This is a genomic window from Coprobacter fastidiosus (genome assembly GCF_982245605.1).
In genome coordinates, this window is sequence record NZ_CEVCIF010000029.1 from 1 (window position 1) to 17,305 (window position 17,305).

Below are 17,305 nucleotides of genomic sequence, written 5' to 3' on the forward strand. Positions count from 1 at the left end.
TCTATCATCTTCATATGCCATCTTGATTTTTAGGGACATTTACTGAATATCCCGAAAAAGAGAGTTATATCTTGTAGCTCTCTTTTTTATACCCTAAATTTACTTAGATTACAACCTAAATATTAATTTATATTGTAATATTTTTATCATTATTTAAAAATATTCTTTTTCCTTATAAAATCAAATAATATAACTTTTCATCCAAAAGTTTAAAATCCGAATCTCGAAGTATCGACACTCTTTATTCCTCTTTTCTTATAACCTCCAAAACGATATGCTAAATGTATTGTAACAGATCTTGAATAATAGTCCCCATTCATATTTAAATATTGACCTGCAAATCGGACTTTCATTTTCGGAACTCCTGTATTAAATATATCATTACAACGAACTGACAAAGTGATTTTATCTTTCGCAAAACTCCATTTCATCCCAATCGCAAGATCATAACACATTCCAATATCAAATGTTCCTTGTATAACCGGCGTTTGCACATTCCCTATTAATTCAAAAGACAGTTCCCGACTCACTTTGAATGTATTATCCAACACAGCATTAAATATCCATTTTTTTCGATCAAAAGGAATATCAAAAAAATTATCACAACGTTGACGCATTTGCATAGTTGTAAGAGTAAAATGAGAATCCAGCCAATTTCCAGATTTGAATGGAAGTATTACATTCATGCCCCATAATCTCATATAATTCCAATTAGTATTTTTGTAAATCAATACAAGACGTTTTGTCGATTGATAAGCCGTTTGTGTAAAATAATCAGAAGAGTGTACGAAAAACATGCCAAATATATATTTTTGTTTCAAAACATAATTTCCATTCAAACAATAAGCCGTCATAGGCTTTAGTCCCGGAGTCCCGTGCAATTCGGTATATCCATTCAAATGATTAACGGAAGATTGCATATTCCAATAACTCGGATAAGTTTTATTAGTAGATAGAGATAATTGAAACATATGACTCAAGCTTCTAGAATATGAAAACGAAGCTTGAGGATATATAGCCCATTTATGATAATTACTTATCGTATAATACTCTCCTGTAGCAGAAACAAAAAATGAAGCTCCGGTCTTACTTTTCTTATTCATCGATACATAAAAATTTGTTGTTGTTTCTTTCAAATCAGAGCTCGTATTTTGAGTATAAATATCTCCTACGACCTGATTGTAAATTTGAAAATCTTTATCTCTAACAAATTGAAAAGAAGCGCCATAACCAAGTTCCCAATTCCTTGTTAACCGATGTTTCTGATCTGCATAAATAGAATACCGATCAACCCTTTGTCCGCTTTTCATGTCAAAATAATCTTGTTCTCCATTCTGAAAATTTGCTCTCAAATTCTGATTATTATCAGAATGATAATAAGTATAGTCTCCTCCTATATCAAGACCAAATTCTGACTTATACCGCACTGTCACATTATGCATCCTCGTATTTATATATTTATCTACATTCCCAATTTGATAATTTCCGGTTGTCAAACTATTATTATGTCGAAAAGGGACATAATTGCCTGTATATGATATACTGACATGACTTTCCTCATTAAAATCATACTCAAACGCAGTTCTTAAATTATGATTCCAATATTTACTACGAAGTTGTTCATTCTGTTCAATATTATATATCTGCCCTAACAAAGTATGCTTAGAATAGAGATCCATATATTCCATACTTTTGTTATTTTCCGCACTATACATTACATCTAAAATCGCTTTAGATATAGATAAACGAAAATTTCCATTCATTCCACCGCTATTGAAATATTGATTTTTATAATCACCACAAATTTCTCCCTGAAAAAAATAATTATCAGAACGTTTCATGACTACATTTAACACTGCTCCTTTTACATGATACTCGGGGGGAGCACTATACATTACCTCAACTTTTTCTACACGATTCACCGGAGTATTACGTAAAAAAGTCTCTATCTGCCCAACATTCATTGTTGAGGGTTTTCCATTTAAGATTATAGTCAGTTTTTCAGCTCCGGCCAATGCTAATACGCCTTTGTTCTCCTGTATTCCCGGAAGTTTTACTAATGCTTCATAAGCATTAGTAGCCATTCTACTCCCCGGAAAAACAGATAAATTATACTCCAAATGTCCATCCTTAACTCTTACAAAAGGACGTCCCGACTTTATTACAATTTCATCTAAAACATAATCTTTCGGAATAAGTCGAATAGTATCTACAATCATCCCTTTATTTAGTACCCGTTTTGTCTGGTACGAAAAATGCTGTATTACCAAACAATACTCTTTCACATAATTATTTAAAATAAATACTCCGTCTGTACCTGACACCGACGTTCCTATATAAGCAGAATCTGCCGCTTGCAAAAGAATAGTCGCCCCCTCTATCGGTTGTTGCGTATCATCATCCACCAATGTTCCAATAATCGACTGTGCTTCAATTACTCTAATAAAAACAAATACAAATAACAAAAATACAGTTAACCTTCTGACCATTATTTATACCAACATTGCACTTAAATCATAATAAATAAACATGAAAAACAAAATTATAAGAATGTTTTAAAATTAAAGAGGTATAAAACATATCCTACTTAGAAAAAAATTACTATTTTTCTAAGTAAGTTTTCAAAATGATAAAAATATGGTATAATTATCAACATTCAGGATATCATCTTTATTTTTTCAATTTTCCCAAAACATATCAGCGAAATAAATGTTTTTAATATATAAACACATAAGAATTATGAAAATACTTTATTTAACTTTTGCATTATTCCTCATCGGGCTTTCATCTGCTCTTGCCTGTACAGGAATTTCCTTTTTTGCCAAAGACGGCGGATATGTACAAGCTCGAACCATCGAGTGGGGAGATAGCTTTTTACCAAGTGAATATGTAATTATACCCCGTAATCTAAATCAGACATCATATACTCCAACGGGTATAAACGGGTTAAAATTTAAATCCAAATATGGCGTAGTCGGACTTGCAATCATCCAAAAAGAATTTATTGCCGAAGGTCTAAATGAAGCCGGCTTATCAGCCGGACTATTTTATTTCCCTCATTACGGAAAGTATCCAGAATATGACCAGAAACAAAACAGCCGTACATTATCCGATTTACAATTCGTCTCATGGATATTATCCAATTTTTCGACTATCGATGAAGTAAAAAAAGCCATTGAACAAGTACGGATCGTTTCCTTAGATAAAGAGGGGGCATCTTCAACTGTACATTGGCGTATAGGAGAAGCTTCCGGCAGACAAGTCGTGCTTGAATTTGAAAACGGGAAACCTTGTTTTTACGAAAACCAAGTAGGTGTATTGACAAACTCCCCTGACTTTAAATGGCAGGTTACCAATCTGAATAATTACGTCAACCTTTTCCCGGGCAATGCTCCTGTTCAAAAGATCGGAAATGTCACGATATTTCCGTTCGGTGCGGGCTCCGGTTTCTTGGGTATACCTGGAGACATTACCCCTCCTTCCCGTTTCGTCAGGATAGCCTTTTACAAAGCTACAGCTCCCCAGCAAAATACATCAGACGAAACGATACTACAATGTTTTCACATCCTTAATAACTTCGATATTCCTATCGGTGTTGAATTTGCATCAGGAAAAGCTCCGAATATTCCCAGTGCAACACAATGGACTTCCGCCATCGACCTGACACAAAAGAAAGTATATTACAAAACCGCTTACAATAACAATATTCGCTGTATCGATCTTAAAGATATAAATTTCAATACAATTTCTTACCAATCACATCCATTAGACCAAACACTTAAACAGCCTATCGAAAATCTACAGTTCAAATAAAAGGCTAATTATAAAACAATGGGGCACTTCCGTAAAGGACTGCCCCATTAACCCTTTTAATAGTTAACCTGAAACTTTCTCAATTATAAGACACATTTAATTAGAACAAGTTTTCGTATAATAAATTTAAAATATATATCGAATTTGACTATATTTAAAACCTGATTTCAAAAATATCGAATACATGGAAGTAAATATAGGAGACAGTTGGAAAAGACGACTACAACCAGAATTTGACAAACCATATTTCTATAATCTGACAAATTTTGTAAAAGAAGAATATTCTAAACATACGATTTATCCTCCTGGGAAATTTATCTTTCACGCATTTAACACCTGCCCTTTCGACAAGGTAAAGGTAGTCATTATCGGCCAAGATCCATATCATGAACCGGGACAATATTACGGGCTCTGTTTTTCCGTACTCGATGGAGTTCCCTTTCCACCCTCTCTTCTTAACATATTCAAAGAAATCGAAAACGACTTGGGTAAACCTATGCCTAAATCCGGGCGTTTAGAACGGTGGGCCGATCAAGGAGTATTACTCATCAATGCTATTCTTACGGTCAGGGCTCATCAAGCCGGATCACATAGAGGAAAGGGGTGGGAAGAATTTACCGACGCTGTCATTAAAATACTAAACGATGAGAAAGAAAACATCGTTTTTATGCTTTGGGGCTCTTATGCCCAGAGAAAAGGTGCATTTATCGACCGTAACCGACACTGTGTTTTAACAGCCGCACATCCCTCTCCTTTGTCTGCAGACCGAGGATTTTTCGGATGCAAACATTTCAGTAAAGCTAATCAATATTTTAAGAGTAAAGGAATATCAGAAATCGAATGGTAGTTTTTTAGATCATATCCGACCTTTGATATTTCCAGAAAACTTTTGAGTATATTTTCTTATTTTACAAAGGAAACAACGAAATATCCGATGAACAAAAACAGAAAAACATTCTCGAAAAAGACTCTCAAAACTGATCCATGCAAAATCTATACAGGTTCTTAGTTTCAATTTGATTCAACAAAAGAATACGGACAAGTGTTATTATATCAACAAAATCTATCGATATATGAAAAAAGCTTACAAATTTATTATACCCATTCTGTGTTGTTTCTTAATTGGATTTATAGCCGGACAGATTCAAGAAAGTTCTATTTTAAACTGGTATCCCTACTTAAATAAACCAAGCCTGACACCTCCTAATATGGTCTTTCCGATCGCATGGGCTATACTTTATCTCTGCATGGGTATCTCTTTAGGTCTTATACTCAATTCCTCCCATTACGGACGAAAATCACTGATACGACTCTTTATACTGCAATTAATTTTTAATTTCACATGGAGTATTTTTTTCTTCTATATGCAAAATCCATTACTCGGATTCATAAATATTATTCTGCTCGAATTCTTAATAATTGTGTATAGTGTAAAAAGTTACGGAATAAATAAAATCAGCTCAATTTTATTCATTCCGTATATACTGTGGGTAACTTATGCAACTTATTTAAATCTTTATATTCTGATATGCAATTAAAATCGAATATCAAAACTCGGTCTTAACTTCATTTTGTAACTCTGATCCAGTCCGAAAATCACGAATATTCTGCAGCGTCGTGTTTGCAATATTTGCCATAGCTTCTTGAGTAAAAAAAGCTTGATGAGAAGTTACGATGACATTATTAAATGAAAGCAACCGGGCAAGCACATCATCATCAATAATATAATCCGAACGATCCATATAAAAATAATTGCTTTCTTCCTCATATACATCCAATGCGGCAGAACCAATAATTTTTTCTTTCAACCCGTCTATCAAATCGTTCGTATCGATCAAGCGGCCTCGTCCAGTATTAATAACCATAACCCCCTTTTTCATCTTAGATATGGCGTTTTTATCAATCATGTGATCTGTTTCCGGTGTAAGCGGACAATGTAATGAGATTATATCCGAATCAGCATACAGCTTATTCAACGAAGTATAGGTCATTCCTACCTCATCGGCAAACTTTTTGTCCGGATACAGATCGTATCCTAAAACATTCATACCGAATCCCCTCAAAATGCGAATCAAAATTTTAGCGATTTTTCCGGTTCCGATAATTCCGGCAGTCTTATTATACATATCGAATCCCATCAATCCGTGCAAAGAAAAATTACCGTCACGGGTACGCCACGAAGCCCGATGTATCTTTCTATTCAAAGTGAGCATTAAAGCTAATGTATATTCAGCTACGGCATGAGGTGAATAAGCCGGAACTCTTACAACCTTCATTCCATATTCCCGAGCAGCTTTTAAATCGACATTATTATATCCCGCACATCGCAAGGCTAATAATTTAGTTCCGTTTTCAGATAAAGCCTTGACCACTCCTGCATCAGCATTATCATTCACAAAAATACAAACGACATCGACTCCCCTCGCCAATATCAAGTTATCCATGTTAAGGTTTCCCTTATAATATTTAATTTCGAACCCGAAATTCTTATTCGCTGCATCAAATGATGCTATATCATAGGGCTTTGCCCCGAAAAAAACGATTGAGGACATAGGATATAATTATATAAAAGTTCATTACTACTTCCTATTTGTAAAGATAGAAACTATTCCCAAAGAAACTCTTTATATCCTACTAAATTATGCAAACAGATATATTAACTCTTGTCAAGTTGTGTCAGAGCAAATGTATATGCACCTAATGCAATAGCTTTACTAGTCCCTAAAGACGATACTAGTATCCCTGTTTTCTTGATTTTGCGATATGGAACATATTTATCCGAATCAGGAACTTTTATAAGCCCATCTTCATCCGATAAAAAAGAATCGAACTCTTGTTGGTTCGAAAGGTCAAAAACATCCATTTGCAAAACAGGGAAACTATCTCCGGAAAAAGAGAAAAGATTTCCTCGCAACTCCTCCAGCAAAGATGGCATAAAATAGTTTACCGCCCCTGTAATTCCTCCTCCCAAAACGACAATTCCGTCCACTATATTCAAAGCTCCGGCAATAGTCATTCCCGCAACTTTACCAAATTCCTGAAAACTTTTCACTGCGGCATTTTTATTACCATCCATCTTTCCGTCCGCTATTTCAAAAATATCTTTTGGAGTCAAATCTGAATCCTCTAATCCGGCAAACTGTTCATACACCCGTTTTACAGCACGAATACTGACACTCTCCTCCGCTATCATGTTCGGATAACAACCATTGCGAGCAAGCCATACATCACCACCGCAACCGTTATCTCCCGATAGCAAGACCTTATCTATCACAACTCCTGCTCCAAACCCCGTACCGAAAGTAATACCTAATAAATTTTTATAACGCCGATTACTCCCCACAGACTCCAAACAACTATTTACATAAGGCAATGCTCCGGCAAGCGCTTCTCCATATGCAAACAAATTTCCATCGTTGTTAATATACACCGGTATACAAAACTTTTCTTCAAGAAAAGCTTTTAGTGCTACACCTCCCCTGAAAGAAGGGAAATTCGGCAAATCTCCGATTACTCCATTTTCATAATCCGCAGGACCGGGAAAAGCAAAGCTGATTGCAACCGGATCTTGAGGCAACAAAGAACATACTTTTCGGAAACCACTTGACAAACTGTTCAAGCATGATTTCAGGTCATAACTACAAGACGAAACAGAAAAAGGTTCTATTATTTCCTCACCGGCCTGTATCGCCGAAAAAACAAAATTCGTTCCGCCGGCATCCAATGTCATTACTATTCTATTATCATTTACATATCCCATACCGTTTCATTTAAGCATTTAACCGAACAAAAGCTTTTATAGTAGCACAACGTTTTCCCGAAGCTGTACCATAAGGCGTTATCGTGTATGTTTCGACCGAAGCCGGGACAATGACCGTTTCTGCATAATGAAGCACAAACGGTTCAAATCGTTCATCAGGACTCTCTATAATAACCTCATCTCCTTCCACCAAATTCAAAACGTTGACACTATTCCTTGTATAATGTGTTACCGTTCTTTCAAACCAATGCCGACGGGTTTCAATAAATTCATTTGGATGCAGTCCGGTCTTTTCCTCTATCCATCCGTCACCCTCCGCAACAACCTCCACACAATTCACCAGATATTTCAAAGCATATTCCGTATCTCTTTTCCAATTTATTACATGACTACCATGTTCCACATTTATCGGCCGAGGTTTACCATCCAAACCTAACCGTTTCCAATCCCACAGTTTAAAAGTAAATATACTCGGGGTAGAACTTATCTCCAAAACCATTGCACCAGCTCCGGAACAATGTACTGTCCCTCCCGGTATCAAAAAATGATCGTGTTTGAATGCCGGAAAACAATTGACATAGGGTTGCGGATCAAAAATCGTTTCTCCAGATTGGGCGCTTCTTAAATCAGCTAACATGCTTTCTTTATTGACATTCGTTTTTACTCCTAAAAAAACAGATGCCCCCTCTTCGGCATCAAGCAAATAATAGCTTTCATCCTGAGTGTAAGGAATATTAAATCTATCCCGTATATATTGAGTTGTCGGATGCACTTGTAAACTGAGATTCCCCCCACCTATAGTATCTAAGAAATCAAACCGTATCGGAAAATCCTGTCCGAAACGAGCTTCAACCGGTTCTCCAAGCAATTCGGAGGTTTTCAAATAAACTAAATTCACCGAAGGCATTTCAAAATCGACACCATTTACTCGCAACATCAAGCTATTCTCTTCTGGGACACAATCGAAACACCAACCGAAATTATCGGCATTTTTATCTAAATCACAAACATCCTTCATCCACTGACCTCCCCAAGGGGCCGGATCAAAAAACGGAACAACTCTGAAAGGTCCCTCAATCGTCTTGGCAAGTCCCCGCATAAAAGTATCTTTACTTATCATCTTAGGAGTCAGTGGAATATTCATATCCAACCAATAGCAGACTTTCTCATATATACTTTTTTTAAGGGTATCACACACCTGCCAATCACAAAAATACCCTCGCTTGTATTGCCGGGCTGGTGATTCGTTTCGGACATCCACACCTAACGCTTTTATTTCATGACGACGAAAACGCTGTTGCAACTCCCAACGTGCAATATCTCCATATACCAACAAATCAGCATCAGGGCAAATCCAAGAAGCTCCACACCCCAGAATAATTTTTATGCCTTTTTCAGAAGAAATCCGTTTACGGAAAGCCGAAACTTTTTCATGATCAAAAAAATCGGAAATATTTAATCTTGTTCTATATCCGAACAATTCGTCATCAGTCACATACGGATAAGTCATATCGCGAACTTCATTTTCCGGTTTCATCAGACATTCCGTATTTATACACAAATCAGGATGCAGATTTATTAAACATTCATACAACTTATCCAAAGAAACTCCGACATAACAATCCACAACTAATATAAAATCTTTTTTTACAATTTCACGCTGCAATTGCGAAATTATATCCTCTATTCCTACCCATATCTCTCCCGTTATATTTGTTACCGGGAATTTATCATAATTTGACCTTCTCATATAAATAAATTCAATTCACATTTAATGGCCTTACCTGCAAATTATCAAAGCATACTCTATTCCAATCAGATCCGACTCCAAAAAAACCTTTTACATAATTACGATCAGCCGGGATATCGGCCAATATACAATTATTGACTATGGCTCTGACTTCAGAGATTCCACATTCCAAAACAAAATGATTCCATGCAGAAGGATCAATTTCTATAACTCCCTCTTTTATAACTTTTTGATTTATAGATAATTTCCACTCCCCGCTATGTGTTATCTCTAATCCAACGCCGTGCGGAGCTGTATTGCTTTCGAACCATGACACTACTCCGAAAATCCGAGCACACCCTTGTTCTCCGATTTTAAAATCGGCAGATACAACATAATCACTACTGTTCGACGATCCGGCCTGCGTATATGGTTCCGGATTATTCTTTCCCCAAGGATCCCAACAAATCAACGATTCTGTTATTTGCTGTTGCAATACTCGGTTGCCATCCGGCAACTTCACAACCTCAAAAGCTCCTCCCTGATCAGATAACCAGCGCGGAGTAATACGATTTTTCTCATACGACTCAAAATTCTCTGTATAATATGCAGGAAATTCTGACTTTGCAGGAATAGGATGAATAGCCTTTCCTTTCTTTTGCCCTACCGTATTTGTTAACGAATAAATAGCATTCGGCGCAAGGGTCAAAATTAAACACCCGTCCTTGACAGGGACAGATGTCTGCCGGATAAACTGATCTTTTTCATCGCTTTTCCATAAACAAAATTCTGCTGAACCAATAAGAGAAACATCCAGAACAAGAGTATCCGGTCTATTTCCGGTTACGATAATCATACTATACAATTCTTTTCTCGGATGCTTTAAAGTAACATATGACAATCCCGTATCGGTTTCACCACAAGCATCATCTAAATAACGCCATCCCGGATCTGCAAACTGCGTCGTATGAGCTATCGCCCAAATAGCCGGACGCACATCATAATAACCGCACCACGGCATACGGGCTTCCATAGCTCCTACCCCATTCCAACTCACATTAGGGAAATATGCATCTACAGGACACCATATCAATGTCTTGACCGCACGACTCCGGATATAATTGCGATTCGTATTTCGCGCAAAAGTAAGAGCATCTTTCCAGTTTCCAGACAAAATAGATGCCTCACTTTCCCAAACAGGCATATCTAATGATTTCACGTCCTGTGTAGCATCGACATTCAAATAATGATACCCCAGGATATCTATATTTTCTTTCAGAATCGAATCATTCAATAACTCTCTCGCATAACTCCACGGCTCATGATGTTCAGGTGAAGAGCAATACATATCATTACCGACTATCTTTACTTTTTTCAACCCGTTTTTATCTAAAACCGGACGTAAAATATTTACGGCATAATTGCGGGATAAATCAGGTATATGTTTTTCATTCCACAATCCGCAATAAGCTATATCGATATTATGATAACGCTTCATTCCCTTTATATACGATGCTAAATACTCTGCATTGTCCATAGAATAAAAACCTCCGTCAAACCACCCCGGAGCCCCCCACTGCAATATATCAAAAATCATATTTCGGTTTCTTTTCAAAGCCTCCCGTGCCAACCACCATTCGTAGCCTCTTTCAAAATAAAACCGGACCGGATTCTGCATCTCCTGCCTCGTACGTGCATGAGAAGGTTCTGTTCCACAAGTAGAATTTATATCTCCTCCAAGTTCAAATTTAAAATGTTGTAACGAAGCTCCAAAATGAGGTTTAAATAAAAAATCCAATATATCAGATCTGTACGGTTCAGGATAATCAATAAGCAGACGTGACGAAGCACCCGCACTTACAGCACCAATACCTTCAAATTCCAATCCGGAACTTCCCCTATCTATTCGAATTACAGTCTGAGCAGATATTCCGGAAATCCCAGCAACGAACAATAAAAAAATTAAATATCGTCTCATTTCTCCATAACCATTCTATAAATTTCAGTACCAGCCAATAGAAAAGCCCCCGTGCCATATACTTCTGTCATATCTGCCGATACTCTTTGAGGATCAGATCCGATGGCCTGCACCCAACCTAATTTCCCATCCGGATGTACTGCCCGCACAAGGGCACTCCACCCTTTTTCCATTATAGGAAAATATTTCTTTTCAGGCAGATATCCACGACGAATTCCCCAAGCCAAACCATATACAAAAAAGGCCGTAGAACTTGTTTCAGGCATTCGGTATGTTTCTGTATCAAGCATACTGGCATGCCAATATCCTTCATCATCCTGTAATCCGGCAACACGTTTCATAAGCTGCTGATATAAAGTTATATACTTTAATCGTGTCGGATAATTTTCCGGTAATTGGTCTATAATTACGGCCAGAGCCCCCGCTACCCAACCATTACCTCGTCCCCAAAAAACTGGAGCTCCATTCTTTTCACGCATTGACAAATAACGGGTATCTCTATAAAAAAGATTCTCTTTGCGGTCATATAGAAGCTCTACGGTTTCCCAAAACTCTTTTTCCATAAAATTCCAATACCGTATGTCACCTGTAATCTTTCCCATACGTGCATATACGGTAGGAGCCATAAACAAAGCATCACACCAGCACCAACGATCATGGGAATGCGGAGACTCATAAGTCAGTTCTGCCTTTGAAGGATGATTCATTACCCACTCCAAACGGGCTTCTGTAGGTTGAAGCATTACCGGATCTTTATATTTTTCATATAACTGACAATAAAGCTGCGACACACAAATATCATCAGCAAAATACATACCCTTTGCCGGATGCCACCGTTCTTTTGCAGCAATTTTCTTCAACCATTCAAAATAAGAGTCGTCTTTCCTCAATGAAGCCCATTCCGCCATTCCGATATACATTACTCCGTTAGTCCACATTACAGGGGTATGCGTCCATTTATGTAAATGCCGAGGATAATCCGCTATTTGCCAATCGGCAACACGTTTCATTACACTCATTAATGAATCGGGAGAAATTTTCGTATTTCCAGCTTTCATATACCCTACAAAAAAGATGCAGAATAATAAGCATACATATCTCAGTCTCATAACTCAATTATATTTCATTTCAATATTTTATTTCCTTATAATCCGGATTATATACAGGCATTTTTGCAGCACATGAGCACAACCATTCCTGCAGTTCTTTCTGTAAAGACAAAGCTCTCTCCTTTTGAGTTTCCGCCAAATTTTCCTTTTCAGAAATATCCATTTTAAGATTATATAATTCTATATGATCATCCTCATAAAACCATATTAACTTATAATCTCCTTTACGTATAGCTCCTGCCGGAGAATCACCTTTACCTCCATAATGAGGATAATGAAAATAAATAGCTCCCCGATCAAAGACCGTATTCCCTTTCAATAAAGGTACAAGACTTACTCCATCTTTATGCTGGTAGGGTTTCAAAGTCGCTCCGGTAAGCTCCAGTATAGTAGGATAAAAATCCGTAGAAGAAACTGGAGTTTTACAAATCCCAGCCGAACCTTTCATATAAGGAGTCTTAATAATATAGGGTACCCGTATCCCGCCTTCATACAGCCAGCCTTTTCCTCCCCGTAACGGGAAATTAGAAGTAGGAGAACCTTCAGCTGTAGATAAACCACCATTGTCAGAAACTAAGCAAACGACCGTATTATCATATAAGCCCTCTTTTTTTAAATAATCTAAAACTTTCCCCACATTTTCATCCATACTCCATATCAATGCAGCATATTCGGCATCACTCTGTATCGTACGTTCTTTCCAATGCCAAGCTCTATATGGAGTATTCCGTATCCAATCTTTATTTGTCGTAAAAGGTGAGATCGTATCCAAACCCATTTTCCGAGCCTTCTTCTCGAAATATTTCGTAACCTCAGGTTTCGCCTCTATCGGAGTATGCACTGCATAAAACGACAAGAAAAGAAAGAAAGGTGATCTTCCTGCCGAATCCATTAGTTTCAAACATTCATCTCCTAAACGATCCGTAAGGTACTCTCCATCCGGACCGTCCGATAACATCGGATTATGATAGGGAGAGAAATATGCTCCCCGTCCTCCTTTCTTCCGGACATCCCCGTTAGGTTTTCCCATTAACCATCCCCCGATATTCACATCAAAACCTTGATATTGAGGATAGAATAAAGAATCTTCAGCACAATGCCATTTCCCGACATAAAATGTTTTATACCCTTGTTCCCTTAATGCTTCTCCGATAGTAACTTCCTCAAGCGGCATATTCAACGGCATCTCAGGAGACAACATTTTATATTTGCTCAGTTTCTGTTTATCCAGGCCATATTGATAACCCGGAATCCAATCGGTGATCCCCGTTCGTGCGGGATTCTTACCTGTCATTATACTTACCCTTGCAGGAGAACTTACCGGAGCTGCGGCATATCCGTCCGTAAAAATCACTCCGTCTGCAGCAAGTTTGTCTATATTGGGAGTTTCATAAAAACGGCTTCCATTGTACCCGACATCTGCCCATCCATAATCATCCACAACTATGAACACGACATTCGGACGAGTCTGGGTTTGAGCCGTAAGCGGAAAAAATAACAATCCCGCCACCGGAAATAACGCAGAAGAAGAAACCGGATATTTCATAAAACCAGATTTTTAAAGCAAACTTTTCCAATTCCCGCTACAATAAGCAACAACCAATTTTTGTTGCAGGTCTTTATCTCCTGTGCGAAGACCGTAATTCATCAAATCTTGAAACAGATAATATTGCAGCCAATATCCGCGATGATATTTTTCACGCATCGAAAGTGCTTCTATCCACCATGCATACCAAGAGGTATTCAACCCGTATTTGTGTGCTACACGTACGGCTGTTTGTGCACGTTCCCATATTCCGTCCGACATACGTTTCATCATTTTAGTATAATCTCTGTATGTAAACGACGAAACATCGATCAGTTTAGCTCTATCATCAATTCCTAAAGCTTTCAAATCAAATACAGTCTCGAACTTCCCGTCACCATCCATATCGTATTCTACATAATCCAGAAATCCATTACCGTTTTTATCTGTATATTTTACCGTTGCGAACTTTTTAGGATTTTTATTGATCCAAAGACGATCCCAACCTTGATAATATTCCGTATTCTGATCTACACGCCAGCACCCCCATTCAGCTCCATATAAATGTAAACGACCATCTAAAGGACTAATATATAAATTGCCTTTTCCCGAACAGTCCATATCCCATTCCCCTCGGTCTCCGGCCGCATCAGCCTGTGTATTATGGTCTAATCCTCCATTTCCCGCCCCTACCTTGAAAGGATCACGGGCTTCATAAAACTCAACACGCTCCCAACGATGACAATCATCATCTTCATCATAAACGAAATGAGCGCTTTCCCATTTTCCTCTATTGAAAATCAGATCGAATGCATTTTTATGATCAGGATAAATCAATTCATCCATTTGACGCCAACGCGGATCCATAAAAAATTTATCAGCTTCGGGCAAACCTCTCATATTCTTAAATACATGAACCTGATCCATATAATCAAATCCGCCTCCTCGAAGACCTAAAGTAAAATCGAAATCGAAATCATTTCCCGGAGCATTATCATTATCCAAATCTACAGAAATGGACACCCAATCGATTACTCCTTCCAACTGCATATTTACATAATCATTCCAAGACGCTTTCTCATCCTTAGTACTCGGGGAATCCAACAAACGAACGGCAATCTCCGAAAGGCCATCTTTATCCGGATCATAAAACAAAAAGGGATTCTCCCAATTAAGTCTTAAATCCCCCATATTATAGGTAGCCACATGCATTTTGGTAAATGCAGATTGTCCGCTATAATCCGTATAGAACGCTGCTCGTCCGCTTTTATTCCAGCTTTTTATTTGATAAGTATTCCAATCAATATAATTAAAAATATTGTCTTTATCCGTATCTAACAAAATCATCACATGCCCATTCGGCCATACTTCTGTAGCATGCACGGCCGGATAATCCATCACAATCTGCAGATCGGCTTTTCCATCATTATCGCTATCAACCCAATCGATTACCAAATCTCCGTCACCGCCATATATGCCATCTTTATTTCGGTCTATCAACAAACAGTCATTATCCATATCGCCTTCGATGTCCGTCCATTTCATATCTCGGTCATCATCGATCCAAAGAATAGGAACACTATCACCTGTCATAGAATAGATAGCCTCCGGCTTCCCGTCACCATTCAAATCCTCCAGTTTCGGTTTAAAACCGGGAGGGGGTAACGGCATCCGAAACGATGCGATACAAGACTCTTTTACACTCTTCATTTGAGCATGCGACACGCTGTTTATTCCCCAAAAGAACAAACCTATGCTCATTACAATACAAGCACTTAACCTATTCATAATATAACTTATTTCATTTCGGATACTAAAGTCACTAACGATCGAGCAGGAATAACGACCTTATTTCCGACATTACCTTTATATGATAAATCACACTCTTCAGAAGTAATATACTGTTTATATTTTACAGAAGCAACCTTCTTATTTCCTTTGAACTGAATATTCACAATATTTTCATCCTGAGCGAAATTGATAAAAACCAAAACCATTTTACCAGAAATCGGATCTTTATAAGCAGACACCATCAGCGATCGCACCGATTCTTCATCCGAAACTCCTTGCAAATTCACAGAAATTCTCTGCATACCGGGACGGACAAACAGACTGTAATTTCCTAAAGCCCACATTAGTTTTGACGTTCTGTACACTCCGTCATATTTACAAGATTCTACTAACGGATTATCAAGCGAATTAGCTCCTTGAGGCGACTTTCCGTCATCGATATAAATCAGACCGTCTTTATAATCCCATTCCGAAAAAGCAGTCCAAAACTGCCAAGAAGCCGCATTCGCATAAACTAGATCACTATGAATAACACGCGCTACATATAAGGCCGTATTCATCCCTATATCTCGTTTTCCACCGCCATACGGATTATCATCATTTTTCTCCATAGGGCAATATTCGGTCTGCCAATAAGCTGTACCGGGTAAATCCGTTTTTATTTTACGATTCAATCGTTTTCTCCAACTGATTAATGAATCTAACGACCATGTTGACCAATAAGAATGTCCCGAAACAATAGGAGCGACATTTTGCAGTCCAGATATGCTATATTTTCCATCGGTAGCAAATATTTCTTCTATTTGATTACTTCTCAACGGATTATCTTTCACCCGTTCATATAAATAATTAATACAACCTGCTTCTCCAAAAACTACACGAGTATTCCCATTTATTTTTTTCAATTCTTTATCCAGACACCGGATCAAACGGCAACACTCTTCATTAGTCATTTGCATACCTTCCTGACCTGCATGAATCCAATTCCATTGAGGTTCATTAATAGGACTCAAATAGTCAAGCCCCAATTTTTCGCAAACGACAGCCATAAAATGAGCATAATCGACATATTTATCAGGTCTCAAATTAGCATAAGGTGTAGGCTCACTAGCCCGCGCCATTCCATTTTTCGACATAAATACAGGTGCCGAAATAGAAAAACCTAAGGTATAAGGCACTTTTCTCTCCCGGGCAGCTTGCAAAAACCATCTTTGTCCTTCTTGTTTTGACCAGTCCCAATTTCCCAAAGAATCTAAAAAACATTCGGTTCTACGCCATTCCGACGCTACGCCACCTCTTTCTCCAGCCTCATGGCTTCCCGAACCTATATTAAAACGCCAAAGCGTTAATCCTATCCCACGGGGATTTCCTTTGTCATCAAAATCGGTACTGAACAGATAATCGGCAATGGCATTTCTTTTTTCTAAAGGCCAATTTTTCCCGATATATTGGGTACGCCAACAATCAGAAGCACCGAAACTGTGAATTGTCTGATGCACTTCATTAGGGAATACGACAACAGTATTCTCTTTTGAAAAAGCAAATGTGAACAAACTGCAAAGAAGAATAAATAACAACGATCTTTTCATACTACCTACAT

Annotated in this window: 12 protein-coding genes; 3 read left to right on the plus strand and 9 right to left on the minus strand. The window is 37.8% G+C overall.

Annotated elements, in window-relative coordinates; translation table 11 throughout:
- Positions 1–209: 209 nt before the first annotated feature.
- Positions 210–2,489 carry an outer membrane beta-barrel family protein gene (locus AC0UMU_RS08615; RefSeq protein ID WP_278582769.1) on the minus strand — a complete coding sequence of 760 codons (2,280 nt, stop codon included), beginning with the start codon at positions 2,487–2,489 and terminating at the stop codon, positions 210–212.
- Positions 2,490–2,739: 250 nt separating this feature from the next.
- On the opposite strand from AC0UMU_RS08615, the gene AC0UMU_RS08620 reads away from it, so the two are divergent.
- The 3 genes from AC0UMU_RS08620 (at position 2,740) to AC0UMU_RS08630 (ending at position 5,351) form a co-directional block, all read left to right on the plus strand.
- Entirely contained in the window at positions 2,740–3,813 is a 1,074-nt protein-coding gene (locus AC0UMU_RS08620; protein WP_288641233.1) for a choloylglycine hydrolase family protein, read from the plus strand.
- Between the two features lie 184 nt (positions 3,814–3,997).
- Entirely contained in the window at positions 3,998–4,660 is a 663-nt protein-coding gene (gene ung / locus AC0UMU_RS08625; RefSeq protein WP_009316693.1) for a uracil-DNA glycosylase, read from the plus strand.
- Between the two features lie 226 nt (positions 4,661–4,886).
- A complete protein-coding gene (locus tag AC0UMU_RS08630; protein WP_009316692.1) occupies positions 4,887–5,351 on the plus strand; it encodes a TspO/MBR family protein in 465 nt (154 codons plus the stop codon).
- A 9-nt stretch (positions 5,352–5,360) separates the two neighbouring features.
- Here AC0UMU_RS08630 and AC0UMU_RS08635 read toward each other — a convergent pair whose 3' ends face one another.
- The 8 genes from AC0UMU_RS08635 to AC0UMU_RS08670 form a co-directional block, all read right to left on the minus strand.
- On the minus strand, positions 5,361–6,365 hold the full coding sequence (locus AC0UMU_RS08635; RefSeq protein ID WP_009316691.1) for a 2-hydroxyacid dehydrogenase: 1,005 nt from the start codon (positions 6,363–6,365) through the stop codon (positions 5,361–5,363).
- A 104-nt stretch (positions 6,366–6,469) separates the two neighbouring features.
- On the minus strand, positions 6,470–7,573 hold the full coding sequence (locus AC0UMU_RS08640) for an ROK family protein (protein ID WP_278715836.1): 1,104 nt from the start codon (positions 7,571–7,573) through the stop codon (positions 6,470–6,472).
- A 10-nt stretch (positions 7,574–7,583) separates the two neighbouring features.
- Entirely contained in the window at positions 7,584–9,323 is a 1,740-nt protein-coding gene (locus tag AC0UMU_RS08645; protein WP_278715838.1) for a class I mannose-6-phosphate isomerase, read from the minus strand.
- 10 nt (positions 9,324–9,333) lie between these two features.
- Positions 9,334–11,280 (minus strand): glycoside hydrolase family 30 protein, encoded by a 1,947-nt coding sequence (locus tag AC0UMU_RS08650; RefSeq protein ID WP_278715840.1) that lies wholly within the window; start codon positions 11,278–11,280, stop codon positions 9,334–9,336.
- Positions 11,277–12,389 (minus strand): glycoside hydrolase family 88/105 protein, encoded by a 1,113-nt coding sequence (locus AC0UMU_RS08655; protein WP_278715843.1) that lies wholly within the window; start codon positions 12,387–12,389, stop codon positions 11,277–11,279. The genes AC0UMU_RS08650 and AC0UMU_RS08655 overlap by 4 nt, the downstream gene beginning before the upstream one ends.
- A 19-nt stretch (positions 12,390–12,408) precedes the next feature.
- On the minus strand, positions 12,409–13,935 hold the full coding sequence (locus AC0UMU_RS08660) for a sulfatase (RefSeq protein ID WP_288641236.1): 1,527 nt from the start codon (positions 13,933–13,935) through the stop codon (positions 12,409–12,411).
- 12 nt (positions 13,936–13,947) lie between these two features.
- Positions 13,948–15,702, minus strand: a complete 1,755-nt coding sequence (locus tag AC0UMU_RS08665; RefSeq protein ID WP_031258632.1) for a hypothetical protein — start codon at positions 15,700–15,702, stop codon at positions 13,948–13,950.
- Between the two features lie 8 nt (positions 15,703–15,710).
- Positions 15,711–17,294 carry a glycoside hydrolase gene (locus tag AC0UMU_RS08670; protein WP_288641238.1) on the minus strand — a complete coding sequence of 528 codons (1,584 nt, stop codon included), beginning with the start codon at positions 17,292–17,294 and terminating at the stop codon, positions 15,711–15,713.
- Positions 17,295–17,305: the final 11 nt, after the last annotated feature.

Bases quoted from the DNA above. Each gene is read 5' to 3' on its own strand.
- AC0UMU_RS08640 (WP_278715836.1), bottom strand. From the start codon at position 7,573: ATGGGATATGTAAATGATAATAGAATAGTAATGACATTGGATGCCGGC.
- AC0UMU_RS08630 (WP_009316692.1), top strand. From the start codon at position 4,887: ATGAAAAAAGCTTACAAATTTATTATACCCATTCTGTGTTGTTTCTTA.
- ung (WP_009316693.1), top strand. From the start codon at position 3,998: ATGGAAGTAAATATAGGAGACAGTTGGAAAAGACGACTACAACCAGAA.
- AC0UMU_RS08635 (WP_009316691.1), bottom strand. From the start codon at position 6,365: ATGTCCTCAATCGTTTTTTTCGGGGCAAAGCCCTATGATATAGCATCA.
- AC0UMU_RS08670 (WP_288641238.1), bottom strand. From the start codon at position 17,294: ATGAAAAGATCGTTGTTATTTATTCTTCTTTGCAGTTTGTTCACATTT.
- AC0UMU_RS08615 (WP_278582769.1), bottom strand. From the start codon at position 2,489: ATGGTCAGAAGGTTAACTGTATTTTTGTTATTTGTATTTGTTTTTATT.
- AC0UMU_RS08655 (WP_278715843.1), bottom strand. From the start codon at position 12,389: ATGAGACTGAGATATGTATGCTTATTATTCTGCATCTTTTTTGTAGGG.
- AC0UMU_RS08660 (WP_288641236.1), bottom strand. From the start codon at position 13,935: ATGAAATATCCGGTTTCTTCTTCTGCGTTATTTCCGGTGGCGGGATTG.
- AC0UMU_RS08645 (WP_278715838.1), bottom strand. From the start codon at position 9,323: ATGAGAAGGTCAAATTATGATAAATTCCCGGTAACAAATATAACGGGA.
- AC0UMU_RS08650 (WP_278715840.1), bottom strand. From the start codon at position 11,280: ATGAGACGATATTTAATTTTTTTATTGTTCGTTGCTGGGATTTCCGGA.
- AC0UMU_RS08620 (WP_288641233.1), top strand. From the start codon at position 2,740: ATGAAAATACTTTATTTAACTTTTGCATTATTCCTCATCGGGCTTTCA.
- AC0UMU_RS08665 (WP_031258632.1), bottom strand. From the start codon at position 15,702: ATGAATAGGTTAAGTGCTTGTATTGTAATGAGCATAGGTTTGTTCTTT.